The sequence below is a fragment of the Chryseobacterium sp. R2ACT005 genome, assembly GCF_049949215.1.
In the GTDB taxonomy this organism is placed as follows: domain Bacteria; phylum Bacteroidota; class Bacteroidia; order Flavobacteriales; family Weeksellaceae; genus Chryseobacterium.
The window spans coordinates 3,442,640-3,467,568 of the sequence record NZ_CP188192.1 but is presented as its reverse complement, the minus strand read 5'-3'; the positions used below and the strand labels follow the sequence as shown (position 1 = coordinate 3,467,568).

22 protein-coding genes and 3 tRNA genes are annotated in these 24,929 nt (G+C 36.1%); 14 read left to right on the top strand and 11 right to left on the bottom strand.

Annotated elements, in window-relative coordinates:
• Window positions 1–438 precede the first annotated feature (438 nt).
• From ACPF63_RS15845 to ACPF63_RS15835, 3 genes are read left to right on the top strand one after another with little or no spacing between them, the layout of a single operon-like run.
• Window positions 439–1,866 carry a hypothetical protein gene (locus ACPF63_RS15845; protein ID WP_426480557.1) on the top strand — a complete coding sequence of 476 codons (1,428 nt, stop codon included), beginning with the start codon at window positions 439–441 and terminating at the stop codon, window positions 1,864–1,866.
• A gap of 40 nt (window positions 1,867–1,906) precedes the next feature.
• Window positions 1,907–2,329, top strand: coding sequence for a transposase (locus tag ACPF63_RS15840; RefSeq protein ID WP_426480556.1), 423 nt, complete (start codon window positions 1,907–1,909; stop codon window positions 2,327–2,329).
• 30 nt (window positions 2,330–2,359) lie between these two features.
• A complete protein-coding gene (locus tag ACPF63_RS15835) occupies window positions 2,360–2,671 on the top strand; it encodes a hypothetical protein (RefSeq protein WP_077415759.1) in 312 nt (103 codons plus the stop codon).
• 566 nt (window positions 2,672–3,237) lie between these two features.
• On the opposite strand, the gene ACPF63_RS15830 is transcribed toward ACPF63_RS15835, so the two are convergent.
• The 3 genes from ACPF63_RS15830 to ACPF63_RS15820 form a co-directional block, all read right to left on the bottom strand.
• Window positions 3,238–3,311, bottom strand: a tRNA-Arg gene (locus ACPF63_RS15830).
• 32 nt (window positions 3,312–3,343) lie between these two features.
• Window positions 3,344–3,418: transfer RNA gene (locus tag ACPF63_RS15825), tRNA-Pro, on the bottom strand.
• Window positions 3,419–3,432: 14 nt separating this feature from the next.
• A tRNA-Ser gene (locus ACPF63_RS15820) sits at window positions 3,433–3,517 on the bottom strand.
• Window positions 3,518–3,652: 135 nt separating this feature from the next.
• Here ACPF63_RS15820 and ACPF63_RS15815 point away from each other — a divergent pair.
• From ACPF63_RS15815 to ACPF63_RS15800, 4 genes are all read left to right on the top strand, one after another.
• Window positions 3,653–4,678 carry an N-acetylmuramoyl-L-alanine amidase gene (locus ACPF63_RS15815; protein ID WP_426480555.1) on the top strand — a complete coding sequence of 342 codons (1,026 nt, stop codon included), beginning with the start codon at window positions 3,653–3,655 and terminating at the stop codon, window positions 4,676–4,678.
• Between the two features lie 72 nt (window positions 4,679–4,750).
• Window positions 4,751–6,151, top strand: a complete 1,401-nt coding sequence (gene aspA / locus ACPF63_RS15810; protein ID WP_077415755.1) for an aspartate ammonia-lyase — start codon at window positions 4,751–4,753, stop codon at window positions 6,149–6,151.
• Window positions 6,152–6,237: 86 nt separating this feature from the next.
• Window positions 6,238–7,092 carry a glycosyltransferase gene (locus ACPF63_RS15805; RefSeq protein ID WP_077415753.1) on the top strand — a complete coding sequence of 285 codons (855 nt, stop codon included), beginning with the start codon at window positions 6,238–6,240 and terminating at the stop codon, window positions 7,090–7,092.
• Between the two features lie 121 nt (window positions 7,093–7,213).
• Window positions 7,214–8,254 carry a hypothetical protein gene (locus ACPF63_RS15800; protein ID WP_426480554.1) on the top strand — a complete coding sequence of 347 codons (1,041 nt, stop codon included), beginning with the start codon at window positions 7,214–7,216 and terminating at the stop codon, window positions 8,252–8,254.
• Between the two features lie 62 nt (window positions 8,255–8,316).
• Here ACPF63_RS15800 and ACPF63_RS15795 read toward each other — a convergent pair whose 3' ends face one another.
• From ACPF63_RS15795 to ACPF63_RS15765, 7 genes are all read right to left on the bottom strand, one after another.
• Window positions 8,317–9,816, bottom strand: a complete 1,500-nt coding sequence (locus ACPF63_RS15795; protein ID WP_219072320.1) for a lipopolysaccharide biosynthesis protein — start codon at window positions 9,814–9,816, stop codon at window positions 8,317–8,319.
• A 9-nt stretch (window positions 9,817–9,825) separates the two neighbouring features.
• Entirely contained in the window at window positions 9,826–10,620 is a 795-nt protein-coding gene (locus tag ACPF63_RS15790) for an FkbM family methyltransferase (protein ID WP_426480553.1), read from the bottom strand.
• A 265-nt stretch (window positions 10,621–10,885) separates the two neighbouring features.
• Entirely contained in the window at window positions 10,886–11,551 is a 666-nt protein-coding gene (locus tag ACPF63_RS15785; RefSeq protein ID WP_077415745.1) for a DUF2461 domain-containing protein, read from the bottom strand.
• 92 nt (window positions 11,552–11,643) lie between these two features.
• Window positions 11,644–12,873 carry an ABC transporter permease gene (locus ACPF63_RS15780; RefSeq protein WP_047380899.1) on the bottom strand — a complete coding sequence of 410 codons (1,230 nt, stop codon included), beginning with the start codon at window positions 12,871–12,873 and terminating at the stop codon, window positions 11,644–11,646.
• A 23-nt stretch (window positions 12,874–12,896) separates the two neighbouring features.
• Window positions 12,897–13,646 (bottom strand): ABC transporter ATP-binding protein, encoded by a 750-nt coding sequence (locus tag ACPF63_RS15775; protein ID WP_149389340.1) that lies wholly within the window; start codon window positions 13,644–13,646, stop codon window positions 12,897–12,899.
• Between the two features lie 49 nt (window positions 13,647–13,695).
• Entirely contained in the window at window positions 13,696–14,955 is a 1,260-nt protein-coding gene (locus tag ACPF63_RS15770; protein ID WP_426480552.1) for an efflux RND transporter periplasmic adaptor subunit, read from the bottom strand.
• 3 nt (window positions 14,956–14,958) lie between these two features.
• Complete coding sequence (locus ACPF63_RS15765; RefSeq protein ID WP_426480551.1) at window positions 14,959–16,269, bottom strand: TolC family protein; 1,311 nt, start codon at window positions 16,267–16,269, stop codon at window positions 14,959–14,961.
• Window positions 16,270–16,495: 226 nt separating this feature from the next.
• Between ACPF63_RS15765 and ACPF63_RS15760 the strand changes: the two genes are divergently transcribed.
• From ACPF63_RS15760 to ACPF63_RS15730, 7 genes are all read left to right on the top strand, one after another.
• A complete protein-coding gene (locus tag ACPF63_RS15760; protein WP_077415737.1) occupies window positions 16,496–18,208 on the top strand; it encodes a DEAD/DEAH box helicase in 1,713 nt (570 codons plus the stop codon).
• 152 nt (window positions 18,209–18,360) lie between these two features.
• Window positions 18,361–18,999 carry a DUF47 domain-containing protein gene (locus tag ACPF63_RS15755; RefSeq protein ID WP_047374124.1) on the top strand — a complete coding sequence of 213 codons (639 nt, stop codon included), beginning with the start codon at window positions 18,361–18,363 and terminating at the stop codon, window positions 18,997–18,999.
• Window positions 19,000–19,012: 13 nt separating this feature from the next.
• A complete protein-coding gene (locus tag ACPF63_RS15750; protein ID WP_077415735.1) occupies window positions 19,013–20,155 on the top strand; it encodes an inorganic phosphate transporter in 1,143 nt (380 codons plus the stop codon).
• 101 nt (window positions 20,156–20,256) lie between these two features.
• A complete protein-coding gene (locus tag ACPF63_RS15745) occupies window positions 20,257–21,228 on the top strand; it encodes a polyprenyl synthetase family protein (RefSeq protein ID WP_077415733.1) in 972 nt (323 codons plus the stop codon).
• Between the two features lie 69 nt (window positions 21,229–21,297).
• Window positions 21,298–22,248 carry a GSCFA domain-containing protein gene (locus ACPF63_RS15740; protein WP_426480550.1) on the top strand — a complete coding sequence of 317 codons (951 nt, stop codon included), beginning with the start codon at window positions 21,298–21,300 and terminating at the stop codon, window positions 22,246–22,248.
• Window positions 22,249–22,770 (top strand): DUF4269 domain-containing protein, encoded by a 522-nt coding sequence (locus tag ACPF63_RS15735; protein ID WP_426480549.1) that lies wholly within the window; start codon window positions 22,249–22,251, stop codon window positions 22,768–22,770.
• 5 nt (window positions 22,771–22,775) lie between these two features.
• The gene (locus ACPF63_RS15730; RefSeq protein WP_077415727.1) at window positions 22,776–23,540 is read left to right on the top strand and encodes a TatD family hydrolase; all 765 of its coding nucleotides are present in this window, start codon (window positions 22,776–22,778) and stop codon (window positions 23,538–23,540) included.
• A gap of 57 nt (window positions 23,541–23,597) precedes the next feature.
• Here the strand turns inward: ACPF63_RS15730 and ACPF63_RS15725 are convergent, their stop codons facing one another.
• Window positions 23,598–24,905, bottom strand: a complete 1,308-nt coding sequence (locus ACPF63_RS15725) for a DEAD/DEAH box helicase (RefSeq protein WP_077415725.1) — start codon at window positions 24,903–24,905, stop codon at window positions 23,598–23,600.
• Window positions 24,906–24,929: the final 24 nt, after the last annotated feature.

Genomic DNA, 24,929 nt, shown 5'->3' with positions numbered 1-24,929 from the left:
AGAAAATTCTGTTAGCAAAATAAAAGAAAAAATAAATCAATTACTATTTTATTTCTATATCAAAACATTCGCGAGTGTTTAAACTAAAGTAAATTTTAATATTGTCTTCGTTAATAATCTTTATATCAATATATTAAGTTTTTTAATTACTCTTTGTAAATAACAATTCATATATTAAATGTGTTTTAATCTATTGAAATAATAAAAAGGTTATTTTAAATCATATTGTATAAATGAATTAATGGTGTTGTAAATATCCTGTTTGTTTATAAATACATTTGTCTTGTGCCAAGTGAGGCAGTTTCCCTAAAAAACAAATCAAATACATTTACAATCATGAAAAAAAATTTATTACCCTTACTAATTACCATTTTAACAGTATCGAATGTTTTTTGTCAAGTAGGTATAAACACAACAAACCCTCAGGGTATACTTCACATGAAAAACGTAACAAAGAAATTAGGTGTAGTGATGCCTATTGTGGATTCTGCTCCCTCAACAGTTACTCCAGCAGGTGCTGTTCCAGTGGAAGCTACAGTTGTATATGATTCTATAAAGCAATGTTTACGACTGAATACATCTGCAGGATGGTCAGATTGCCTTCTGGATAAGTCAGCAGTAGAGGGATTGATATCAACATCTGTTCTAGGAGATAGGTTTTGGATGGTTAGCAAATATTCTAGTACTACTAGTCCGCTTATGCAAAAAAGATTTGATTATTCATATTATACTAGTGCCTTCAATAGTATTACAGATAAGAACTTTCTTACGGGGGCTGGTTATACATCGTATGGTTTAGGTCTTTCCCCTGCCGGAACCCAAAGTCCGGCTACCAGATTGATGGCAAAATCGGCACTTACAACAAATAGTGGTTTAGAGTCTAGAACTGTCATTACCACTTCCGGGGATATCTTTGTTACCGGATATAATTATGGTGGGAAACTTGGCACCGGAGGTAATGGAGATGTGATAAGCAGCTGGACGAAAGTTACTATAGCAGGTTTGGCAGCTGGGGAAAATCCAATTCAGGTTCAGCAGAGTGCTTATAATACAATCATATTAACAAATCTTGGTAATGTATATGCTGCGGGTGAAAATGCAAGAGGGCAAACCGGACTAGGAACTACAGTAGGAAATACTTTAACTTATACTAAAATACCAACATTGAGTAATATCAAATCTATTTGGAGTGAACAAGAAAGAACTCCTTACAATATGTTTACTGCTATCGATGCAACGGGTAAAGTATTTGCCTGGGGATATAATTTCTATGCAGGACCTTGGGGAGCCACTGCAACATTTATTTCTACCCCTCAGGATATAACCAGTTTTTTTGCTCCGGCAACTGCATCAGGTGCTAAAGTGGTTAAAGTAATGATTGGGTATTACTCTTTGATTGCGCTGATGGATAATAATACATTATGGGGGTCTGTAGCACAAGGATTTCCACTATATAGGATAGGTAAAGGAAATGCAAATGCCACCAACAGTAATTTAATGTTGCTTTCTGACAGTATTTCCTTAGCTTCTGGTGAGACAATTGTTGATTTTGATATGGATATGGACGGAGCTGTAGTGATTACCAATCATTTTATATGGTATACAGGTTTCTCTTATAATTATAGATTTGGAAATGGTGGTGTTGGCCAAAGCGTAAACTGGACATTGCATTCTACTTCATTGCTTGATGGTGAGGTAACATTAACAGCTGTGGATATGGGGTATTATGGGGTGATGATTGCGATGGGAAGTGGTGTTACAGAAGGTGGAAGCCGATTATTGGTTGCAGGATATAATGGTTTTAAAAGTTTAGGTACTACTCCGGCAACTGGAGATGTTCAAAACTTAACATATGCTACATATTAATTAAGTTAATTAACTAAATCGTAAAAATGGTTAAGGAAATATGGAATTTAAAGATATTCATATTGGTCGTTTAATTGAAAAAAGAGTTTTGGAATGTGAATTAGATTTGGAAAGAATCTGTAGTTTCTTTATGTGTAGTACTGAGGAGGTCTATAGAATGTATCACCTGAAAAGTATGGATTCAGAAATTATTCTTCGTTGGAGTAAATTAACTGAGTATGATTTTTTTAGAATATACACACAACATTTAATTTTATATTCTCCAGCTACTGAGAGTAATGTTAAAGCTTCATCAACGACCCTTCCAAGATTTAAAAAAAATATCTATACCAAAGAGATAATTGATTTTTTCTTAGAGTTAATAAATTCTGGAGAAAAAAGTAAAAATGAGATTATTGAAGAATATAATATTCCAAAGACTACCCTTTATAAATGGGTTGTTAAATACGGTGTAAATCAGTAGTTTATGTAATTTTAATTGTTATAACAAGATATGAAAGCTTCTTCACCTAATTATAAGAAAATATTTTACGATATGATTGTTAGAAAATATCCTCATAAAATGGAAAGTGCAATAGGAACTCTCGTAAAGACGAATTTTACGGTATTAGATGTTATAAAAATTAACCAATTACTGGTGGAAGATAGCAATAATGAAAATGCAAAATTTAAATCTTATGATAAGACAACCATATTAATGGTTCTTAATTATCAAAAAGATAATAATTTAAACAATACCCAAACAGCAAGGCATTTTAAGTTAAGTAGAAATACATTAACGAAATGGAAGAGAATAGTTTGGTGAAAATGTATTTTTAATTGCTATAATAGATTCTAAATCATGTTTTATTATATTAATACTATCTCACAACAATCTATATAAAAAAAATCGAGGAGTAAATGCCTCGATTTTTTAGTTTTAAAATATCCAGTCTTATTAATTAACTATATGTGTACAGTTACAAGTTTTCAGCCAAATCTGAGTTGGCCTACTTTGCTTGTTATAGCTACTATATTCGTTTCTGTTAGTTTTAATAGTCTCATTAAAAGTATCGTTAATTGATCCTAATTTCCAGACTAAATCGTAGCTAATTCAGTTTAGAGGCTAGAAGTTTTTATAGTATTTCTATGGCTCGTTTATTTTGAAGAATATGACCTTTAAAGAAGATTATAGGGAAATAAAGAGCAGTGGAAAATTAGAGGCTGATAAGCTGGAAGAAGAACTGAAATAATTGGTTTCAGAAACCAAAGTATATGACATTCAAGCCAGGCTTGATAATACCTTAAATACTATTTCAAAGTATCTCAAAGCGTTATAAACAGGGTGATATAGAAACAAAAAAGACTTACTGTTTCCAGTAAGTCTTTATGTGAGCGCGAAAGGATTCGAACCTTTGACCGTCTGCTTAGAAGGCAGATGCTCTATCCAGCTGAGCTACGCACCCATTAAGTAGTTTTGAGAAAACTACTAAAACAGTCGGGGCGGCAGGATTCGAACCTGCGACCTCCTGGTCCCAAACCAGGCGCGATGACCGGACTACGCTACGCCCCGAATATATAAAAGAGCGGAGGGTAAGGGATTCGAACCCTTGCGACACTTTCGCGTCGACAGTTTAGCAAACTGCTCCATTAACCACTCTGGCAACCCTCCTTTTTGTTTATTTTTTAATGATCGTTGTTCCGTTATTGCGAGTGCAAATATAGAACAGATTTCCTTATTTACCAAATAAAATTCAAGAAAATTTTGTGTATTTTTGAAGTAATAAATCATCCAAAAACCAAACTGATGCGTAAGACATTATATATCATCGGATTAAGCACTTTTGTTTTTTCATGTACTTCTCAGCAAAATGTGAAAAAAAATACTTACAAACCGAAAACCCCAATAACACAGGCGAAACCGAAGGTTCAGACAACATCTCCGGTTGCTCCGAAACCAAAAGTAGTATCCGATCGTGGAGTTGACTTTTTTACTACTAATATAGCAGACCCAACAAAAAATGATAATACGATAAGTTATGGTTCTATTGTATCTGCAAAGCCGGGAGGATATAAAGTTGTAAAGACTTATTTCCCTGCAGTAGCCCAAAACTTCAGACAACGTTACTTAATATTACATTATACAGCTCTTGCAGATGACAAATCTATTACCGTTCTTACCCAGCAGGCGGTGAGTGCCCACTATCTGGTAAACAATACGGGAGACAACGAGATCTATCAGTTGGTAGACGAAAACAAAAGAGCATACCATGCAGGAATCAGTTCATGGAGAAATGACAAAAATCTTAATGATACTTCTATTGGGATTGAAATTGTAAATGCCGGCTATACTACAGATGCTACAGGTAAAAGAACATTTGCTCCTTTTAGTGATGATCAGGTGAAAAAAGTGGCAGCATTGGTTAAAGATATTGTAACAAGATATCAGATTCAGCCTAATTATGTACTTGCCCATTCAGATATTGCTCCTACAAGAAAACAGGATCCGGGACCAATGTTCCCATGGAAAAAACTGTATGATGAATACCAGATTGGGATGTGGTATGATGAAGCAGCCAAGCAAACTTATCTTGAGGCAGCGCAGGCAGACATTACGGCAAGATATAATGAATCCAGCTTTATTTTCCTTATTCAGACTTCATTGCAGAAATTTGGATACGGATTGGAGCCTAGCGGAACCTGGGATGATGCCACCAAGAAGACAATTGAAGCATTCCAGTACCATTTCCGTCCGCAGAATTATGACGGAATCATGGATGCCGAAACATGGGCAATACTGCAAGCTTTAAATCAAAAATATCCAGTAAAATAATTCAAATTAAAGCGCATCGGTTAGATGCGTTTTTGCTATCTTTAAACGATCAAAAACAGTAAAATATCTGTAATGGAAAATTTCAGGAAAGAAAGTGATCTATTAGGCGAACTGAATGTGCCTTTAGATGCTTATTATGGGGTTCAGACACAAAGAGCTATTGATAATTTTAAAATTTCAGGACAGCTTTTGTCTTCATATCCGGATTTCATAAAAGGGTTGGCTTTTGTAAAAAAAGCGGCAGCAAAAACCAATTATGAACTAGGACTTTTAGATGAAAGCCTCTATTTTAAAATAGCAGAAGCGTGTGATGAAATTGTAGACGGGAAATATCATGACCAGTTTCCGGTAGATATGATTCAGGGTGGCGCAGGAACCTCCATCAACATGAATGCCAATGAAGTAATTGCCAATATCGTATTGGAGAAATTAGGAAAAAATAAAGGAGAATACGAATTCTGTTCACCTAATGATCATATCAACCTTTCCCAGTCAACCAATGATGCTTATCCTACAGCCATCAAAATGGGATTGCTGCAGATGAACATCGGACTGGTAGAAAAGCTTGAAAAAATTATTGCTGCATTCCGTGCAAAAGGAAAGGAGTTTCATGATGTCATCAAAATGGGCCGTACACAGCTTCAGGATGCCGTTCCAATGACGTTGGGGCAGGAGTTTGAAGCGTATGCAGCTACATTAGAAGAAGATATCTCCAAGCTGAATAACAATGCAAATCTTTTTGTTGAAGTAAACATGGGGGCAACAGCTATCGGAACAGGATTAAATGCTCCGGTAGGTTATGCTACACTTTGTGCTAAAAACTTGGCTCAGATTACAGGATACCCAATTGTTTCAGCACCGGATTTAGTGGAAGCAACACCAGATACAGGATCTTATGTCATCTACTCTTCAGCAACGAAGCGTCTTGCTGTGAAATTATCAAAGATCTGTAACGATTTAAGATTACTGTCATCAGGTCCGAGAGCTGGGCTTTTTGAAATCAACCTTCCGCCAATGCAGCCGGGATCTTCTATCATGCCAGGTAAAGTAAATCCGGTAATTCCCGAAGTGGTAAACCAGGTTTGTTTCAAAGTGTTTGGGAATGATCTTACCGTAACTTTTGCAGCAGAAGCAGGACAACTGCAGCTTAATGTAATGGAGCCGGTACTTTCCCATGCAATCATGGAAAATATCAACTTCCTTTGCAATGCTTTGGATACCCTTCGCGAGAAATGTGTGGTTGGAATTACGGCCAATAAAGAGATCTGTCTGAATATGGTGAAGCACAGCATCGGTATTGTAACAGCGCTTAACCCTTATATCGGGTACAAACAGTCTACACAGATTGCCAAAGAAGCATTGGAAACCGGGAAAAGTGTTTACAATCTTGTTCTTGAAAAGGGAATTCTTTCCCAGGAGAAACTGGACGAAATCCTTGATCCGAAAAATATGCTGAAACCGCATAATAAATAAATTCTATAAACGATGAATGATCAATGATAATTGATATCCTAAAATCTTCTTATCATTGATCATTGATCATTAATCATTGATAATTCGTGAGGTTTTTAATTATAATTCCTGCTCATAACGAAGAAGACAACCTCTCCTTTACACTGGATTCTTTACAAAAGCAAAGCAGCAAAGATTTTAAAGTAGTGGTAGTGAATGACGGTTCTGTAGATAGAACCCCTGAAATCATCAGGAAATATACAAAGACTGATTCCCGTTTTGAAACGGTCAATCTTCAGAAATCTGCACATCAGCCCGGTTCTAAAGTTGTTCATGCTTTTAAAAATGGCCTCCGGACTCAATCGATGGATGAATTTGATATCATCTGTAAATTTGATGCCGATATCATCCTTCCGGAAAACTATCTGACAGCAGTAGAAACAGCTTTTACAAACAATCCGGAATATGGGCTCGTAGGAGGTCTTTTGTACATAGAAAAAGACGGAAAGTGGATCTATGAAGGAAATTCTAATAAACATCACGTAAGAGGTCCTATGAAAGCTTACCGTAAAGAGTGTTTTACTCAGATCGGAGGCTTAAGGGAAACTTTAGGCTGGGATAATATTGATTCCATACTGTTGGAAAATCTGGGGTGGAAGGAAATTGTTCTTCCGGAACTTCATGTGAAGCTGATTAAAGTAAAAGGAGCTGATTACACAATACGGCCTGCGGATTATTATGGCAGGTACTTTTATTTCTTGGGCCTGAACAGGTTTCTGGCATATATTGCCTCCTCAAAAGAAGCGATGAAAAGCAAGTCTCCATCATTTTTCTTTGATATTATAAATTCCTATGAAAATTGCAGATCAAAAAAAATGGAGCTTAAAATTACAAAAGAAGAGCAAAAAGCAATTAATGATCAGCGTTGGAGAATGCTGAAGAAGAAATGGCTGAAGATGTAAGGGAATAATTTGTAAAATTTAATATTGATCAATAGGAATGGGCTTTAGCCCGTTTAATTAAAAAAATAAAAAATCCACTAGCTTTAGCCAAAATTTATAAGACTTAACTCCCGCTAACCCTGTGAAAAAAATAGCTTACATAGAAATAGACACGCACGCAGAAATTGCTCAGGCTTTTATAGATGTTATGGAAGGTTCTCAGGATTTTACGGTAGATTATTATTTTTCAAAAAGGATTAAAGATCATATCAATCATCGTAATGAAGCTGTTTTTTTATCAGACAGTTCTATGATTCTGGATCAGTTAAAAGAGAAAGGATATGATTTGGTTGTCATTGGAACTGTACATCGTTATTTTAATACATTTTTGGCGATAACAAAAAAGTACAATACAGCAATCATTACCCATAATCTTAATTTTGCAAAAGCTTCAAAACTGAATCTGATTAAAAGTATTTTCAAAGGAGATATTATTTTCAGACTGAAATTGTGGCTCAAAGAAGGATTATTTTATAACTCGAAAGTGTATCAGACATCCCGATCGCTTTTGGTGCTTGATGAGGCTTTGGTTTCAGGAAGACATCAGTTTTTGCCACTGTTTTATACCAGAGATTTTGATACCATTAAAAATGATAATCTTATTGTGGTTATTCCGGGGGGAGTTTCTCAGAAGAGAAGAGATTATGCTTATATTTTTAAAACAATTCAGAATGTAAAGACAGATAAGCATTGTGAGTTTGTATTCCTTGGAAAAGCAAAGGATCATGAATTAAAAGAGCTTGAACAGCTGTCGCAAAGACTGCCTGAAAATATCAGTATTACTTATTTCTCCGAAAGAGTTTCTTCTGAAAATTTCGGAAAATGGATGCAGAAGGCGGATGTCCTATGGTGCCCTATTCAGCAGGAAACAGAGTTTTTCAGCATGAAAGAGATGTATGGCGTGACTAAAATGACAGGAAATCTTGGGGATGCAGTAGCTTACGGAAAATTGGCCGTTTTCCCTGAGGATTATCCTTCAAAACTTGAATTTATCATTCCTGAAAAAGAAAATATTCTTGATCAGTTAAAGACTTTATCAGAGACTCCATTTGACTTTTATAATACTTACAGTAAAGAAGTGGTGCAGAAAAAACTGTTTCAATTTTTACATAGTCTGATGTAAGTAAAATCAACATACTTCAATAAATAATACCTTACCTTCTCCGTGTTTTCGCTTTAAAAAGTCTATTTAATCTTAAATACACTCTTGATGAACCTCATATTCAGATAGTCTTCAACCGGGAATATTTTGGTGAAATAATTTCCAATATAAATCAGTATCAGAACAACTGCCGGCTTATAAACAAGATTAAGCAGATTGCTGTTGAAGTTGGGAAGAACAATAGCTACTGTAATCGCTAAAGTACAGATAATGGAGACAAAAATCATTTCAATGCTTAAAGGTGAAACCTTGAATACAATATAGTTGAAAACGATTTTTACAACATTGTAAATCGTAAGAGAAATGGCTGTAGATAAAGCAATTCCGATCAGTTTCAGATCTGTATTTTTAATGAAATAATAATTAAGCCCAATTGTCAGCCCCGCCAGTAAAAGCATCACCAGAATATTAAATCTGTAATATTTTGAAAGAGAAATAATGTTTCCGTTGAAACCTGTTGCAAGATCTATCAACACGGCAGAACCCCAGATCCAGACTACAGGTTCATATTCTCTGAGCATAGTTCCGTTCTTGGGCATAAATTGGGTCAGATACGGGAATCCAACCATGATGCACGAGAATAAAACAGCACCAAGGAAATATAATGTTAAAGATGTTTTCTTGTGAAACCTGTCTAGCTCTTCCATATCTCCGTCTGCCAGCGTCTTGTTGATGATAGGAGCAGAAATATTAAATAATCCAAGCTGTGGAATAGAGATTAATGAGATCAGGGCATATAAAACAGAATAGATTCCTACCTCTTCCATTCCCATGAATTCCCCGATCATAAAGCTGTTGATTGCCAGATAATTTCCAAAAGTTCCCAGGAATCCGAAGAAACTGTAATTGAAAAAATCTTTCCAGAAATTGTTTTTCTTAAAATAATCCGTATTAAAATCAAGTTTGATTTTCTCCAGTTTATTGGTATAATAGATATACCCCAAAAGCATTAAAAAGAATATTCCAAAAAAGAATGCAAAAGCAATTTTCTGCGATGTTACAGCAGTAAGATTCTGTGATAAAGCAAAGAAAAAGAGGCAGAAAGCTCCCAAATTTGCAATTTTCGGAAACAGATTGTCGAAAATATTGGAAACCACAATTCTTTTATAATTGGAAGTATATTTATTGAAAATAGCACAAAATGAAAGGATTAAAATCAGAGGAAGAATCATTTCTTTGATTTTCCATGCTTCCGAGTGCCTGAATTTTGGATAAAAATAGGGAAGTATAAAAAATACAACCGTGAAAATAAGAAAGTTGATAAAAACAGTGAGCAGCGACAATGATAGCATGTTTTGTTTTTTACCGTCTTTTTCTACCGTGTGAAAAAATTTTACGTTTGAATAGGAAATTCCCAAGACAACAAAAGGAACCAGCATTTCTGCAGTAGGAAGAATGTAGCGCAGCTTTCCATAAAATTCAAAATCATTCGGAAATATGAATATTGCGGAAACTGTGCCCAGCAAAAACCCAATATAACCGATAATGGAATATTTGAAGCCTTGTCTTGCTACTACACTCATAAAGTTGTTTTAAATGTTTTTAGGTATAAAAATAATATTGTTGATGTACTGAGTTTTATTTTTTTCGTCGTTTGTATTTTGTGTTATGATATCCTCTGTAAGACTTTCCAGGGTAAAGCTGTTTCTGTTCAGATATTTCGCTTCATATCCCCAGCTTATTACTTCAGATATTTCATTCCATATAGGAGTCTGGTGGTGTCTTTGTTCCATCTCAACCATTAATGTCGGTGTGAACTGTCGGATGGTTTCTCTTGCTCCTAAAAGTGTTTTTATTTCGTTTCCTTCAACGTCTATTTTGATAAAATCAAGCCTTTTGAAATGTTCCAGTGCAGCCCATTCATCCAGTTTGATCACTTTTACTTTTTCCGTATAGCTTTTTTCTTCTCCTTTTTCCTTGTATGAAGTGTTTAAAGTACCGCGAGAAGCAATTGTTTTTCCGTTAATAATAGGTACTTTGAACTCGGCCATTATGTTTTCGTCAGAAAGAGCCAGAGGAAAAATATGCATTGCAGGAAACAGTCTCTTTAATCTACGGTAAAGCTTTTTATTAGGTTCAAAACCATAAATGTTATCGTGGTTCAAAGTGTTTTCCAATTGATATAGGAAAGTTCCCACATTAGCACCAATGTCCAATATAACAGCATTCTTAGAAAGGTATTCTTTGATCCATACCAGTTCCGGCTCTACATTACGTTCCGAAAAATTATTTTTATTAAGATTATTTAACGTTTTAAAATATCTTTTTTTATAGAAATTCGGACTTATATACTGTAGTTTTTCTGCGATTTTTTGGTATAAAGACATTCGTAAGCGTTTTGACGAACAGCAAAGATAAGCAAAAATGTAAAACTTTTCTTAAAAAATGTTAAATATAATAGATTGATTCTCAATAATTATCTTTTGTTTCTGTTTTGTAATCAGTTGTTTTTTAATGGATTTTAAATTTGTCACAGAAACATCTCTATACCCTGAATGTTTGTAAAAGATTCAGAAATAGAAAGTTTATTACCAGTTATCTGTGAAAACTTGTGTTACCTGCTGGTAAAAAACATCTGTGTTTCAGGATAAATTAAAGAAAAGGAGTGTTCAGGAAATCATTGAATGGTTTCATCAGTTTGAAAACTTTATTCATGTTTTTCACAGCATTTTTATCCAGTACTTCCTCATCTTTTAAAGAGTATACTACAATGAAATTTTTAAGTTTCAGATATTCTCCCATAGGATCCTCTTTCTCGAAACCTTGCGGGATCTTTTTCAGTTTGTCGTCCTGGTCAAGTTCCGGGAAGTGCTTTTTAAAATCCTTATTATTGAGAATTTTAAGGAAATCATCACCATACAACGATATTTCTTTACGTACTTCTTTCAGAACTGAAGATTCGGGCATATAGATGCCTCCGGCTAAAAAGGATTTTCCAGGTTCCATATGAAGATAGTAACCTCCTTTCTGATTTCCTTTTCCCATTCCCAGAGATGCTCCGAAATTGGTTTTGTAAGGAGATTTGTCTTTTGAAAATCTTGTGTCTCTGTAAATTCTGAACAGGGCTTTTTTACTGTCAATTTTAGCAAGTTCTTCATCAAAACCTGACATCTCTTTAATCAGTTCATCCAGAAATGAAACAACGTTTTGCTGAGATTCAGTATACAGGTTTTTATTTTCATTAAACCATTCTCGGTTATTGTTTTTATTTAATTTGTTTAAAAAATCAAATGTTTTGGAAGAAATACTTGCAGACATATTGTGTTAGGTGTTTTTTATTGTTGTTAAGTGAGATTTATAAAGGCTTCTCAACCCCGAATCCCGAATCTCACAACTCAAATTTACAAAAACTATTCATATCTCAATGCCTCAATAGGATCAAGTTTTGAAGCTTTCAGCGCGGGATAATACCCGAAAAATACTCCCGTCACGGCACATACGATAAAGGAAACAATAATGGAAGATTCCGTAATGAAAGTAGGCCACGAAAGGAAAAAAGTAACCAGTTCTGAAGACAGAATACCTAAAAGTACTCCAAGAATTCCACCGGTAATACTGATAAGCACAGCTTCAATAAGAAACTGGTACAGGATATCTTTTCCTCTGGCACCAATAGACATTCTCAGCCCGATTTCTTTGGTTCGTTCCGTAACGGATACATACATAATATTCATAATTCCGATTCCGCCTACAATAAGCGAAATACCGGCAATAGCAGATAACAGAACTGTCAGAAGCTGGCTGGTGGAACTCATGGTAGAGATAAGCTCAGCCTGAGTTCTCACACTGAAATCATCATTGCTTCCGTCGACAGGAAGTTTATGTTGCTTTCTCAAAATTTCTGAAACCTGATCGGTAGCCTGCTGTGAAGTATTTTCACTGGAAGAAGCTGCATAAATGGTCTGAACATAGGTGATTCCTAAAAATCTTCTCTGAACAGTGTTGAATGGTGCAATAATGACATCGTCCTGATCCTGCCCAAATGCATTGGAGCCTTTTGGAGCCAGGATTCCGATAACTTTCATGGGAACTTTATTGAACCTGATAACGGCTCCTACGGGATCTTCACCATTGGGAAATAAATTATTGTAAACCGTTTGCCCTAAAAGACAGACCTTATTGGAAGATGACACATCTTTTCTGGTGAAAGAGTTGCCATTCGCAATGCTCCAGTCTCTGATGCTGAAATATTCTTCATTCACACCTTGTAATTGAGTAGGCCAGTTATTAGGCCCGTTGATAGACTGTCCATTAGTTTGTACAGCAGGGGAGACATAAGAAACATCAGGAGCTCCTTTTGAAATAGCGTCTGCATCCTGCGGTCTCAGTGTCTGTAATCCAGAAGCCCCGATTCTGGCCCCTCCGGAAACATTCACATTACTGGACGGACGTATGGTAATCATATTGGAGCCCATAGAAGAAAGCTGATCACTGATGCTTTTTTTTGAACCTTCTCCAATGGCAGTCATTGCAATTACCGAAGCCACACCGATAATAATACCGAGCATGGTTAAAAATGCACGAAGTTTATTCCGTAAAAGGGCTTTCCAGGCAATTCTAAAAAGGTTTGAGAGGTTCATTGTAATAAATTTTCAGTTTAAAACTATTTGTAATCATCATTTACCGGAAGGTTTTCGAGGGCTTCTCTGGCAGATTTGATGTGATCATTATTGACATCTTTAATGACTTTTCCATCCCGAAGAGTTACTGTTCTGCTGCTGAAAGTGGCAATATCAGGTTCATGAGTTACAAAAACGATGGTTCGTCCCTGTTTATGCAGATCCTGCATGAGTGCCATGATTTCATAGGAAGTTCTGGTATCCAGATTTCCGGTGGCTTCATCTGCAAGGATCATTACAGGTTCGTTTACCAAAGCTCTGGCAATGGCAACTCTTTGCTGCTGCCCTCCGGACATCTGATTGGGAAGATGATCAATCCTGCTTTCAAGTTTTACCGCAGTCAGAGCCTGTATAGCTCTTTTGTGACGTTCTTCAGTAGATATTTTTGAGTTATAAAGAAGCGGAAGCTCTACATTTTCTTTTGCTGTGGTTCTTGGAAGAAGGTTGTAAGACTGAAATACAAAACCTATTTTTTGATTTCTGAGAACAGCAAGCTCATCGCGGTCAAGATTCTTAATATTAACCCCATCCAGGCTATAATCACCTCCAGAGGGTTTATCCAGGCAGCCAATAATATTAAGCAGGGTAGATTTTCCGGAACCGCTGCTTCCCATAATGGTAACGAATTCACCTTTCTCTACTGTGAATGTGACGCCTTTCAGTGCATGAACAACTTCTTCACCCATCTTGAATTCTCTTTTCAGATCTGTGATCTCCAGAATTTTTTCTGCCATGACTTTTGTTTTTAGGTTTGCTAGTTGATTTGCTTAGACTTGGGTTGAATTATCTTGGTCCGCCGCCACTGTTTCTATTGTTTCCGCCCCCTCTTCTTTGAGGCATAAATGGACTTTTAGCCTGTCCGCCGGATGATTTTTTTGAAAGAACTTTATAGCCGGTGATGATATTGTCGTTTTTATTTAACCCTGAAACAACCTGTATTTCGGTGTCATTATCCATTCCGGTTTTTATTTTTTTGCGGGAAATAGTACTGTCTTTAGCAATGATCCAGACAGCTGCCTCACTTTTATTCTCTGTTTCTTTACCCTGTTTCTTCCATTGTCCTTTTTCATGTTTTTTACCATTGGCAAAGGGAGAATTTATTTTATATTTTTTGATAATCAAACTGTCTGGTCTGAAGCTGGTTGCTGCTACCGGAATTTTCATGATATTGTCTAAAACCTGCGTATAAATTGTAATATTTGCCGTCATTCCCGGCTTCAGTTTTAAACCCGAATTATCTGCGTTGATGATGGTGGTATAATTCACCACATTTGATGAAACGGTAGGGTGAAGACGGACTTCTGAAACCTCACCATCAAAGGTTTCATCCGGAAAGGCATCTACCGTAAATGTTGCTTTCTGACCTACTTTTACATTTCCGATATCAGCTTCATCTACAGAGGCACGTACCCTCATTTTGGTAAGATCTTTAGCAATACTGAACAGGGTAGGAGTACTGAAGCTTGAAGCTACGGTCTGCCCCTCACTCACATTTCTGTTGAGAACAGTTCCGTCAATAGGGGAATAGATATTAGTAAGAGACAGATTTTTGTTGGCAGTAGAAAGCTGAGCATTTACAGATCCTACCTGTGCTTTCGCGGCATTGTACTGATTGGTTGCATTATCATAATCTGCTTTACTGATAGCTCCCACTTTGTACAGTTGTGACTGTCTGTTGATGTTAATTTCGTTGTAAGCAAGATTGCTTTTTGCATTTTGCAGGTTGGCTTTGATCTGCTGTGACTGGAACTGAAGCAGATCCGGATCTAAAGTAGCCAGCAGTTGGCCTTTTTTCACTGTAGAATTAAAGTCAACATAAATATTTTTAATGATTCCTGATACCTGAGTACCTACTGCAACGGTATCTACAGGCTGAATGGTTCCTGTAGCAGTAATGGAATTTGAAATTTGTCCCATTTCAGGCTTTGCTGTTTCCAGCTGGATTTTTATTTCTTTTTCTCTGATGAAGAAAAACCAGGCTGCACCTATTGCAATGATGCCGCCCACAACCCAGTACAACCATTTTTTATTCTTTGTTTTCATAGCTTACTTTAGATTTATAGGGTTACCTGCGTAAAATTCGTAGATCTGTTTATTGAGAATTGCAGTGTATTTTGCCTGAAGATAATTCTGGACAGACTGTATATAAAGCAATCTTTGCTGCTGAAGCTGTACATAATCAATGCTTCCGATTTTCATCTGAGCATTCACAATATCATAACTCTGTTTGCTGATGTCCATTTGCTTGTAGGCAGAGTCGTACTGGGACAGCGCATTCTGGAGATTAATGTAAGATTGTTCTACCTGCTGATTAAGGACCGTTTTTGTATTCAGTAAATCAAGATTGGCCTGTTCAATCGCTATTTTCGACTTCTCAATCTGTGTTTTGTAAATTCTGTTGTTGTAAATCGGAATTCCAAGGCTTAATCCAATGGGCATATAAAAGTTATTTCCCAACTGATTAAAGTAATTTCCATTTCCATTGGAATAGTTGGTGGAAATATTTCCTGTCAGACTCAGGGTAGGCTGAATGGAAGCTTTGGTCATTTTGAGATTTGTATTGGAATTTTCTACGTTAAGTTCCCCGTATTTTATTTCCGGACGTTGATTTTGTGCCAGATTTTGAACATCCTGTAAGGTTTTTAGCTGATTGTCTACAATAATGCTGTCGGGTTTTACAACCTGAAAATCATACCCTGAGGGAAGCTGCAGGATTTGTTTTAAATTAACAGTATTCGTGCGCAGATTGTTTTGAGTAGCTGTCAGGTTATACTGATCCTGAGCAAGTTGTGACTGGATCTGTAGATAGTTTAATTTGGAAAGGCTTCCGGCTTTATACAGCTGGTCACCTTGTTTCAATTGAGTTTGGGTTGTTTTCAGAACATTTTCAAGAGAAATGATATTTTCCTGATTCATCAGAATATTCAGATAAGCCTGGGTGATCGTGAGGGTAATATTGTTTTGTGCTTCCTGGACGGATAAGTCTGCCATCTGAACCAGCAGATTTTTTGAGGCTTCATTGTTTTTAATATAATTGGCATGATAAAGGGTCATGGAAGAATTGGCCCCGATACTTTGAGATTGTGCACCTGCCATATGAAGACCGTCACTTCCGTTGACAGCAAAAAGTCCTTGTGAAACGGTTCCGCTTAAATTGGGATATTTTGCATCTTTTGCCTGAAGGAGATCCTGTTGGGCAGCATTTTTTGAAAGTCTTAGAGAATTAATGGAAATATTATTGGCTTTTGCATATTCAATGCAGTTTTCCAGAGTCCAGGCGGCCGGATAATTGGGTGTTTGGGAAAATATTTCCAAGGCCATGCATAAGAATATCAAAAAGAAAAATTTGCGTTCCATGGTTTTATTTTTGAAAATTCATAAATAACACAGAAAAAATCAATCCAATTTAATAAAAAAAAATAATGTTTAACAAGTTTTTAACCTAAAGCTGGTTTTTTACATTTAATTTTCAAAAAATTAAAAATATATTAAAAGATTCTGAATTTAAGATTGTATATTTAAAACTTTATTCAAAAACAAGTCAAATATTTATTGTATCTTTGCAAAAATTTTAAAATAGTTAATGAATTTATTTACGGAAACCAATTTAAGTCCTGATATCCTTAAGGCAATTGGCGAACTGGGCTACGAAAGCCCAACAGAAATCCAAAAACAGACTATCCCTTTTATTCTTTCAGATATTCGCGACTTGATCGCACTTGCGCAAACAGGGACAGGCAAGACAGCAGCGTTTTCGCTTCCGATTTTGGATATGATTGACGATACGAGTCGCAAAATCCAATTATTGGTGCTTTGTCCGACACGGGAATTATGTCTTCAGATTTCGAAGGACATAAAGAATTACTCTAAGTACATGAAAGACATCAAAACTACTGCAGTTTATGGTGGAAGTAGTATTGTAGATCAGATGAGATCTTTGAAGGATAAACCACAGATTATTGTGGGAACTCCGGGAAGAGTAATTGATCTTATCAACAGAAAGGCATTAGACTTTTCTGCGATTCATTGGTTAGTATTAGACGAAGCTGATGAAATGCTTTCTATGGGATTCAAAGACGAATTGGAAACCATTCTAAGCGAAACTCCGGAAACTAAACAAACTTTCTTATTCTCTGCAACGATGAATAAAGAGGTGGAAAGAATTTCCAAAAATTACCTTACAAAACCACACCGTATTTCAGTAGGTTCTATCAACGAAGTGAAGAAGAACATTACTCACGAATACTATGTAGTAGGGTACCGTCAGAAAAAAGAAGCGTTGAAGAGATTGATCGATGCTAATCCTAATCAGTACTCCATTATTTTCTGTAGAACGAGAATGGAAACTCAGGAGGTAGCAGATTTCTTAATGCAGAACGGTTATGCAGCTGATGCTCTTCATGGTGATCTTTCTCAGGCGCAGAGAGATACGGTAATGAAGAAATTCAGATTGAAAAACATTGATATTCTTGTAGCGACAGACGTTGCAGCAAGAGGATTGGATGTAAACTCTCTTACACACGTTATTCACTTCTCTTTACCAGATGATCCTGAAGTATTCGTTCACAGAAGCGGAAGAACAGGTAGAGCTGGAAAAGACGGTATTTCTATGGCTTTGATAAAGCCTGAAGAAAGCAGAAAACTGAAACAGATCAAATCTGCAACAAAAATTGAAATCAACGAAAAATTCATTCCTACAGGTGAAGATATTATCAAAGCTCAGGTAGGAGGTGTATTCGAAAAATTATTGACGGAGCACGAGGATCTTTTCGAATTTGATGATAGCTTAATTCCTGATCTAAGCAAATTTACAAAAGAAGAATTGGTGCACCAGCTGCTACAGTTCCAATTGAAGGATCTTGCTTTATATTACAAAGATAAACACGATCTTGCTGAGCAGAAGTTTAGCAGCAGAGATGACGATTACTCAAGAAGAGACCGTGGACGTGATAGAGACAGAGATAGAGGCCGTGACAGAGAAAACAGCCGAGACAGAGATCGAGGTGGAAGAGACAGAGATCGTGGTGGAAAGCCAAGAAGAAGAGATGAGAATATGGTAAGATTCTTCTTTAATCTTGGAAAAAAAGACCAGTTGAAGAAGCTTGATGTTTTGGATATTATCAATAAGGCTACAGGTGATGGAAAATCCAAGAAAAGAGCTGAGATTGGAGATATCGAAATCTTAGAAAAATTCTCTTTCTTTGAGGTTGAAAAATCGTTTAAAGACAATGTCTTGAGCAATATTCAATCAATGAAGTTCAAAGGAAAAGATATGAGAGCTGAAGTTGCAAACTAAATCTCATCAATTACTATATAAAACCGGCGTTAATGCCGGTTTTTTTATTTGATAATCAGGAGTTAAGCGAATGTTAACAAAACTTAATGTCATATAGTTTCACGTACAATCCTTTTTTAGGAAATTTGCACTCGAATTATAAATACTAAAAAATGGGAATTGGTAATATTTTCCACGCTTTTCAACCAAAAGATAAAATCTTCTTTGTACTTTTCGAAAAAGTAACTGAAAATCTAGTTGCAATGTCAGAAGATTTCAACACAGGAATCAAGGATTTCGATCTTAATGATGATTCTATGCTGAAGAAAATGAGTGACTTCGAACACAAGAATGATGAACTTACTCACGAAATTTTCGTAGAATTAGGGAAAAACTTCATTACACCTTTTGACCGTGAGGATATCCACACATTGGCAACAGGACTGGATGATATCGCTGATTATATCTACGCTTCCACAAAATATATTTTCCTTTACAAATCACCTGAGATGAAGGCTTATTCAGACTTCTCTTTATTGATCCATAAAGCATGTCTTGAAATTCAGAATGCAATGAAAAACCTTAAAGGGTTCAAAAATATGGAACAGGTGAAAGAAGCTTGTATTAAGGTGAACTCTATTGAGAATATTGCTGACGATTTGCTTTCCAATTCAATGGTAGACTTATTTGAAACCAATGATGCGATCAACATTATTAAAGTTTCATCTGTATTGAACTACCTTGAAATTGTAACGGATAAAGCAGAAGATGTTGCCAATACAATTGAGAACATCATGATTAAATACGCCTAATACATAGCAAAAAATGGAATTTCCGATTTTACTTGTAGTTATTGTTGTGTTGGCCCTGATCTTCGATTATATCAATGGTTTCCATGATGCAGCCAACTCAATTGCAACTATTGTTTCTACAAAAGTTTTAACTCCATTCCAGGCTGTACTTTGGGCAGCACTTTGGAACTTTGCAGCGTTCTTTATTGCTGCTTATATTATTGGAGAATTCAAAATTGGTAATACAATTGCCAAAACAGTTAATGAGAATTTTATTACTCTTGAGGTTATATTTTCCGGTCTTATAGCGGCTATTGCCTGGAACCTTCTTACATGGTGGTTCGGAATCCCTTCATCATCATCACATACGCTGATCGGAGGTTTCTTGGGGGCAGCTCTTATGCATGCTTTCATGATGGATTATCATGCCGTGGCTGCAGCACAGCCGGAGCTTGGGATATGGGAGACCACTAAGGAGGCTTTCGTTCAGGTAACCCATCAGGGTGTGGTGAAGTTTGACAAAGTGATTCCTATCTTCCTGTTCATTTTCATGGCACCGATCATAGGGATGATTATCTCCATCATTATTACATTGATTATTGTACACCTTTATAAAAAATCAAACCCGCACAAAGCAGACAAATCTTTCAAAAGATTACAGTTGGCATCGTCAGCATTGTTCAGTTTAGGACACGGCTTGAATGATGCTCAGAAAGTAATGGGAATCATTGGGGCAGCGGTAATTTATTATCATGTTAACATGCTTCAGGATGCTCAATATTTGAATATTCCTTCTGCCGAACGTTTTGATTATTTTGCTCAACATTATATTTGGGTTCCTTTAGTATCATTTATTGCAATTGCCTTAGGGACAATGAGTGGTGGTTGGAAGATCATCAAAACAATGGGTACCAAGATTACGAAAGTAACTTCATTAGAAGGTGTAAGTGCAGAAACTGCAGGGGCTATTACCCTGTTCATTACAGATCACTTTGGTATTCCTGTATCTACTACACATACGATCACAGGTTCTATCATCGGGGTAGGATTAACGAAAAGAATTTCAGCAGTAAGATGGGGGATTACAGTAAGTCTTCTTTGGGCTTGGGTACTTACCATTCCAATCTCTGCAATAGTGGCAGCAATTACCTATCTTGTGGTAACCTTCCTTTTCTAAAAAACAAATCATATAATTATATAAACTTTGTCCATTTGGGCAAAGTTTTTTGTTTTATAAAGCCCCGAAAAATTGTATTTTTGTTCAAATTAAAAGATTTTATGGAATTTTTAGACAGATACCAGCAGATTGTTGCAGACGCCATCACTAAATATACTTTTAAAGATAAACCTTCGGAGCTGTATGACCCGATGAATTATATTATTTCCCATGGTGGAAAGCGTCTTCGTCCTATTATGGTGCTGATGGCTTGTGAGATGTTCGGAGGAGATCTTACGCAGGCAATTAAGCCCGCTTTGGCTATCGAGTTTTTCCATAATTTCACGCTGATCCATGATGATATTATGGATGAAGCTCCTTTAAGAAGAAATAAGCCTACCATTCATACTTTACACGGTCTTAATGTGGGAATTCTTTCCGGAGACGGATTGATGCTTAAAGCCTATAAGTTTTTTGAGGATCTGGAGCCTGAAATCTTTAAAGCATGTATCAGAATATTTACCCATACCGGGCTTCTGCTTTGTGAAGGGCAGCAATATGATATCAACTTTGAAACTCAGAAAGACGTTACTTTTGATGACTACATCAGAATGATTACTTATAAAACAGGAGTTTTGAGTGCTTCTTCATTTGAGATTGGCGCTTTGATTGCAAGAGCAGATTTTAAAGATGCCAAAGCTATTTTCAATTTCGGAAAACATATCGGAATTGCATTCCAGATTATGGATGATTATCTTGATGTATTCGGTGATCAGGCACAGTTTGGGAAAAAACATGCCGGAGATATTTACGAAAACAAGAAAACCGTTCTGTATTTGTTGGCAAGAGAACATGCTACCGATGAAGAAAGAAAAGAGCTGGATTACTGGTACTCTAAAAAGACGGAAAATGTTGATAAAGTCTATGGCGTAGAAAAGATATTCAGAAGAACAAAAGTAGATGAAAAAGCGTTACGTCTGATCGAAAAACATAATGAAATCGGACAAAGCTATCTTCAGAAAATAGATGTTCCTGAAGAAAAGAAAAAACCTTTTATCGAACTGGCAAATTATTTGTTGAGAAGAGAAAGTTAAATGAGGTTATAGGAATTAGGGCTTAGGAATTAGTCTGAGCCCTAATACCTAAATCCTAATTCCTTATAAATGAAATTCAGAACAGAAGTTGATATTCCTGCCTCAGATAAGAAGATTGAGATTGAAGATAAAATATTTTCAATAGGCTCATGCTTTGCCTCTGAAATGACTGATTTACTCCATGATGGGCAACTTCAGACCCTTAACAATCCTTTTGGGACGATATTTAACCCTTTTTCAATCAATAACGCTATCAACAGATTACATGATTCTGTGTTTTATGAAGAAGAGGAACTGATTACCTATAATGAAGAATATATTTCTCTGGATCATCACACCAGTTTTGATACCCGGTATATTCATCAGACCTTAGATAAAATTAATGGAGCTATTGAAGCAGGAAATTCCTTTCTTCAGGAAGCTGACTGGATTATCATTACCTACGGATCCTCATTTATCTATGAGTTTCTTCCCAAGAACAAACTGGTGGCCAACTGTCACAAAATTCCACAAAAGTTTTTTGAGAAAAGACTGCTTTCCCATCAGGAGCTGACAAGTTCTATTTACCAGACGATTCTTGACCTTAAAGATATTTGCAAAGAGGGAATACAGATCCTGTTTACCGTTTCCCCAGTAAGACATACTAAAGATGGAATGGTAGAAAACCAGCTAAGTAAATCCAAATTAATTACAGCCATCCACGAGTCTATTTCTCTCTTTGAAGACTGTCATTATCTGCCGGTCTATGAGATTTTAATGGATGACCTCCGGGATTACCGTTTTTATAAAGAAGATATGATTCATCCAAGCACACAGGCGGTTAATTATATTTTTGAAAAATTTGGAAATGCCTATTTTTCAGTTGATACCCAGAATTTTATTAAAGAAAACTTTAAGATTATTAAGGCACTGGAACATAAAACCAGTGATAAGAAAGACCCTAAGTTTATAGAATTCAGAGAGAAATTAGATCAAAAAATTGAAATTCAGCGTAAAAAGGTAAAACATAAAATTTTTTAAATGCTTGATTTTACTGGAATTGACTATCTGAAAAGTGGGAATGAGAGACAGAAAAGGGCTTATGAAGTTCTTGAAAAATATCAGATTTTTGAAAAATTAAAGAATTATTCACCCATTTTAGCAGGAACTGTTCCTATTGAAATTGATATAGAAGGAAGTGATCTGGATCTTATTTTTGAGATTGATTTAAGATTTGAAGAAGACTTTCTGAATGATTTAATGGTTAGCAGGTTTATTCCTTACGATGTGGACGTGGAGCATCCCATTGTAAACGGCGAAAAATGCATTACATTGAATTTTGTACTGGAAGGGTTTCCCATCGAAATTTTTGGACAGAATAAGCCAACAAAAAAGCAAAATGCTTATCTCCATATGGTGGCTGAATATAAAATATTAAAGGAAAAAGGAGAAGAATTTAAACAAAAAATAATAGAACTTAAAAAGCAGGGAATAAAAACAGAGCCGGCTTTCGGAATGTTGCTGGGGCTTGAAAATCCTTATGAAGATCTATTGAAATTTTAAATAAAATGATTGATACACATACACATCTATACGCAGAAGAATTTGATGAAGACAGAAAAGAAGCTATTCAAAGGGCTTTAGATAAAGGAATTACAGAATTCTATCTTCCTGCTATCGATTCTGAATCTCATGGGAAGATGTTGCAGCTGGAAACAGAATATCCGGGACAAATTTTCTCAATGATGGGGTTACACCCTTGTTATGTAAAACCGGAATCGTGGGAAAAAGAACTTGAAATTGTAAAAAATTATCTCGATCAGAGACATTTTCCTGCAATTGGGGAAATCGGGATTGATCTGTATTGGGATAAAACAACTTTGGATATTCAGGTGAAAGCTTTTGAACAGCAGATTGACTGGGCTATAGAAAAGGATCTTCCGATTGTGATTCATACAAGAGAAAGCTTTGATGAGACATTTGAAGTGCTGGAAAGAAAAAAACACCCGAAGCTGAGAGGAATTTTCCATTGCTTTTCAGGAAATCTGGAACAGGCACAGCACGCTGTTGACCTTAATTTCATTTTAGGAATTGGTGGAGTAGTAACGTTCAAAAACGGGAAAATAGACCAGTTTCTGAATGAAATTCCACTGGATAAGATTGTTCTGGAAACAGACTCTCCTTATCTGGCGCCGGTTCCCCACAGAGGAAAAAGAAATGAAAGCTCCTACCTTGATCTGGTAGCCGGTAAGCTGGTGGATATCTATGGGAAAGATTTCTCTGAGATAGACCGCATCACTACAGAAAATGCAAAGAATCTTTTTCAGTCATAAAGGTTCTCAACTTTAAGATAAACAAAACCCTCTTCAATTTTGAAAAGGGTTTTATTTTTATTTCTTTCTGGTAAAATTCTTGTTTTTAGGCTTTTTGAAACCTACTGAAGCTCCTGTAGAAGGCTTCTTACGGTTATTATTTGGCCTTGAATTATTACTGTTTCCTGTTGTTTTAGGTTTCTCACCACCTGCATGAAAAGGTTTGTTGTTAGAATCCCTTTTCTGGGCAATCAAATCATCAGTATGGAACGGATGGTCTTTGATCACAGGAATTTTCTTCCCAATCAATTTTTCAGTATTCTTTAAATTCAAAAGATCAAGTCCGTCTACAAAAGATATAGAATTACCTTCAGCTCCGGCTCTACCTGTTCTTCCGATTCTGTGTACATAGGTTTCAGAAACATCGGAAAGTTCAAAATTGATCACGAATTTCAATTCATCAATATCAATTCCTCTTGCTGCAATATCCGTGGCAACAAGAACTCTTGTTTTTCCGGATTTAAAGTTATTCAAAGCATTTTGTCTCGCATTCTGAGATTTATTACCATGAATGGCTTCAGCAGAAATATCGTCTTTCTGAAGTTTTCTCGAAATCTTATCTGCACCGTGTTTTGTTCTTGCAAATACCAATACAGAATCTGAAATATCATTTTGAAGAATGTGAGAAAGCAAATTCAGTTTGTTATCTTTTTCTACAAAATATACAGATTGTTTAATGGTATCTGCTGTAGAAGAAACCGGAGTTACTTCTACTTTTACCGGATTATTCAGGATAGAATTAGCCAGTTTCTGGATTTCAGCCGGCATTGTTGCAGAAAAGAATAAAGTCTGTCTTCTCTGAGGTAAAAGTTTGATGATTCTTTTTACATCATGTACAAATCCCATATCCAGCATTCTGTCTGCTTCATCAAGAACAAAGATCTCAAGGTTTTTTAAGCTGATGATGCCTTGAGCAATAAAGTCAAGAAGTCTTCCTGGTGTTGCTACCAGAATATCAATTCCTTTTCTCAAAGCAGCTTCCTGGTTTCCTTGTTTTACCCCTCCAAAAATAACAAGTTGTTTTAATGGAAGATATTTACCATAAGCGTTAATGTTTTCCTCAATCTGAATGGCCAGTTCTCTGGTTGGTGTAAGGATTAATGCTTTTATATGTTTATTGGGAATTTTATTTTTGGATAAATTCTGTAGAATAGGAATAGAAAAAGCAGCTGTTTTACCAGTTCCTGTCTGCGCGCAGCCTAAAAAGTCTCTGCCGTCTAATATATCAGGGATCGATCTTTCCTGGATAGGAGTAGGAGTCGTGTATCCCTGTTCCTGAATTGCTTTTGCAATAGGTTCTATTAAGTTTAAGTCTGTAAAATTCAAATGAATTATTTTAAAATTTAAATA

Excerpts from the sequence above, each read along its gene's own strand:
- ACPF63_RS15835 (WP_077415759.1), top strand. The coding sequence starts at position 2,360 with ATGAAAGCTTCTTCACCTAATTATAAGAAAATATTTTACGATATGATT.
- ACPF63_RS15760 (WP_077415737.1), top strand. The coding sequence starts at position 16,496 with ATGAATTTATTTACGGAAACCAATTTAAGTCCTGATATCCTTAAGGCA.
- ACPF63_RS15740 (WP_426480550.1), top strand. The coding sequence starts at position 21,298 with ATGAAATTCAGAACAGAAGTTGATATTCCTGCCTCAGATAAGAAGATT.
- ACPF63_RS15785 (WP_077415745.1), bottom strand. The coding sequence starts at position 11,551 with ATGTCTGCAAGTATTTCTTCCAAAACATTTGATTTTTTAAACAAATTA.
- ACPF63_RS15775 (WP_149389340.1), bottom strand. The coding sequence starts at position 13,646 with ATGGCAGAAAAAATTCTGGAGATCACAGATCTGAAAAGAGAATTCAAG.
- aspA (WP_077415755.1), top strand. The coding sequence starts at position 4,751 with ATGGAAAATTTCAGGAAAGAAAGTGATCTATTAGGCGAACTGAATGTG.
- ACPF63_RS15730 (WP_077415727.1), top strand. The coding sequence starts at position 22,776 with ATGATTGATACACATACACATCTATACGCAGAAGAATTTGATGAAGAC.
- ACPF63_RS15755 (WP_047374124.1), top strand. The coding sequence starts at position 18,361 with ATGGGAATTGGTAATATTTTCCACGCTTTTCAACCAAAAGATAAAATC.
- ACPF63_RS15790 (WP_426480553.1), bottom strand. The coding sequence starts at position 10,620 with ATGTCTTTATACCAAAAAATCGCAGAAAAACTACAGTATATAAGTCCG.
- ACPF63_RS15780 (WP_047380899.1), bottom strand. The coding sequence starts at position 12,873 with ATGAACCTCTCAAACCTTTTTAGAATTGCCTGGAAAGCCCTTTTACGG.
- ACPF63_RS15745 (WP_077415733.1), top strand. The coding sequence starts at position 20,257 with ATGGAATTTTTAGACAGATACCAGCAGATTGTTGCAGACGCCATCACT.
- ACPF63_RS15770 (WP_426480552.1), bottom strand. The coding sequence starts at position 14,955 with ATGAAAACAAAGAATAAAAAATGGTTGTACTGGGTTGTGGGCGGCATC.
- ACPF63_RS15735 (WP_426480549.1), top strand. The coding sequence starts at position 22,249 with ATGCTTGATTTTACTGGAATTGACTATCTGAAAAGTGGGAATGAGAGA.
- ACPF63_RS15795 (WP_219072320.1), bottom strand. The coding sequence starts at position 9,816 with ATGAGTGTAGTAGCAAGACAAGGCTTCAAATATTCCATTATCGGTTAT.
- ACPF63_RS15765 (WP_426480551.1), bottom strand. The coding sequence starts at position 16,269 with ATGGAACGCAAATTTTTCTTTTTGATATTCTTATGCATGGCCTTGGAA.
- ACPF63_RS15815 (WP_426480555.1), top strand. The coding sequence starts at position 3,653 with ATGCGTAAGACATTATATATCATCGGATTAAGCACTTTTGTTTTTTCA.
- ACPF63_RS15845 (WP_426480557.1), top strand. The coding sequence starts at position 439 with ATGAAAAACGTAACAAAGAAATTAGGTGTAGTGATGCCTATTGTGGAT.
- ACPF63_RS15840 (WP_426480556.1), top strand. The coding sequence starts at position 1,907 with ATGGAATTTAAAGATATTCATATTGGTCGTTTAATTGAAAAAAGAGTT.
- ACPF63_RS15750 (WP_077415735.1), top strand. The coding sequence starts at position 19,013 with ATGGAATTTCCGATTTTACTTGTAGTTATTGTTGTGTTGGCCCTGATC.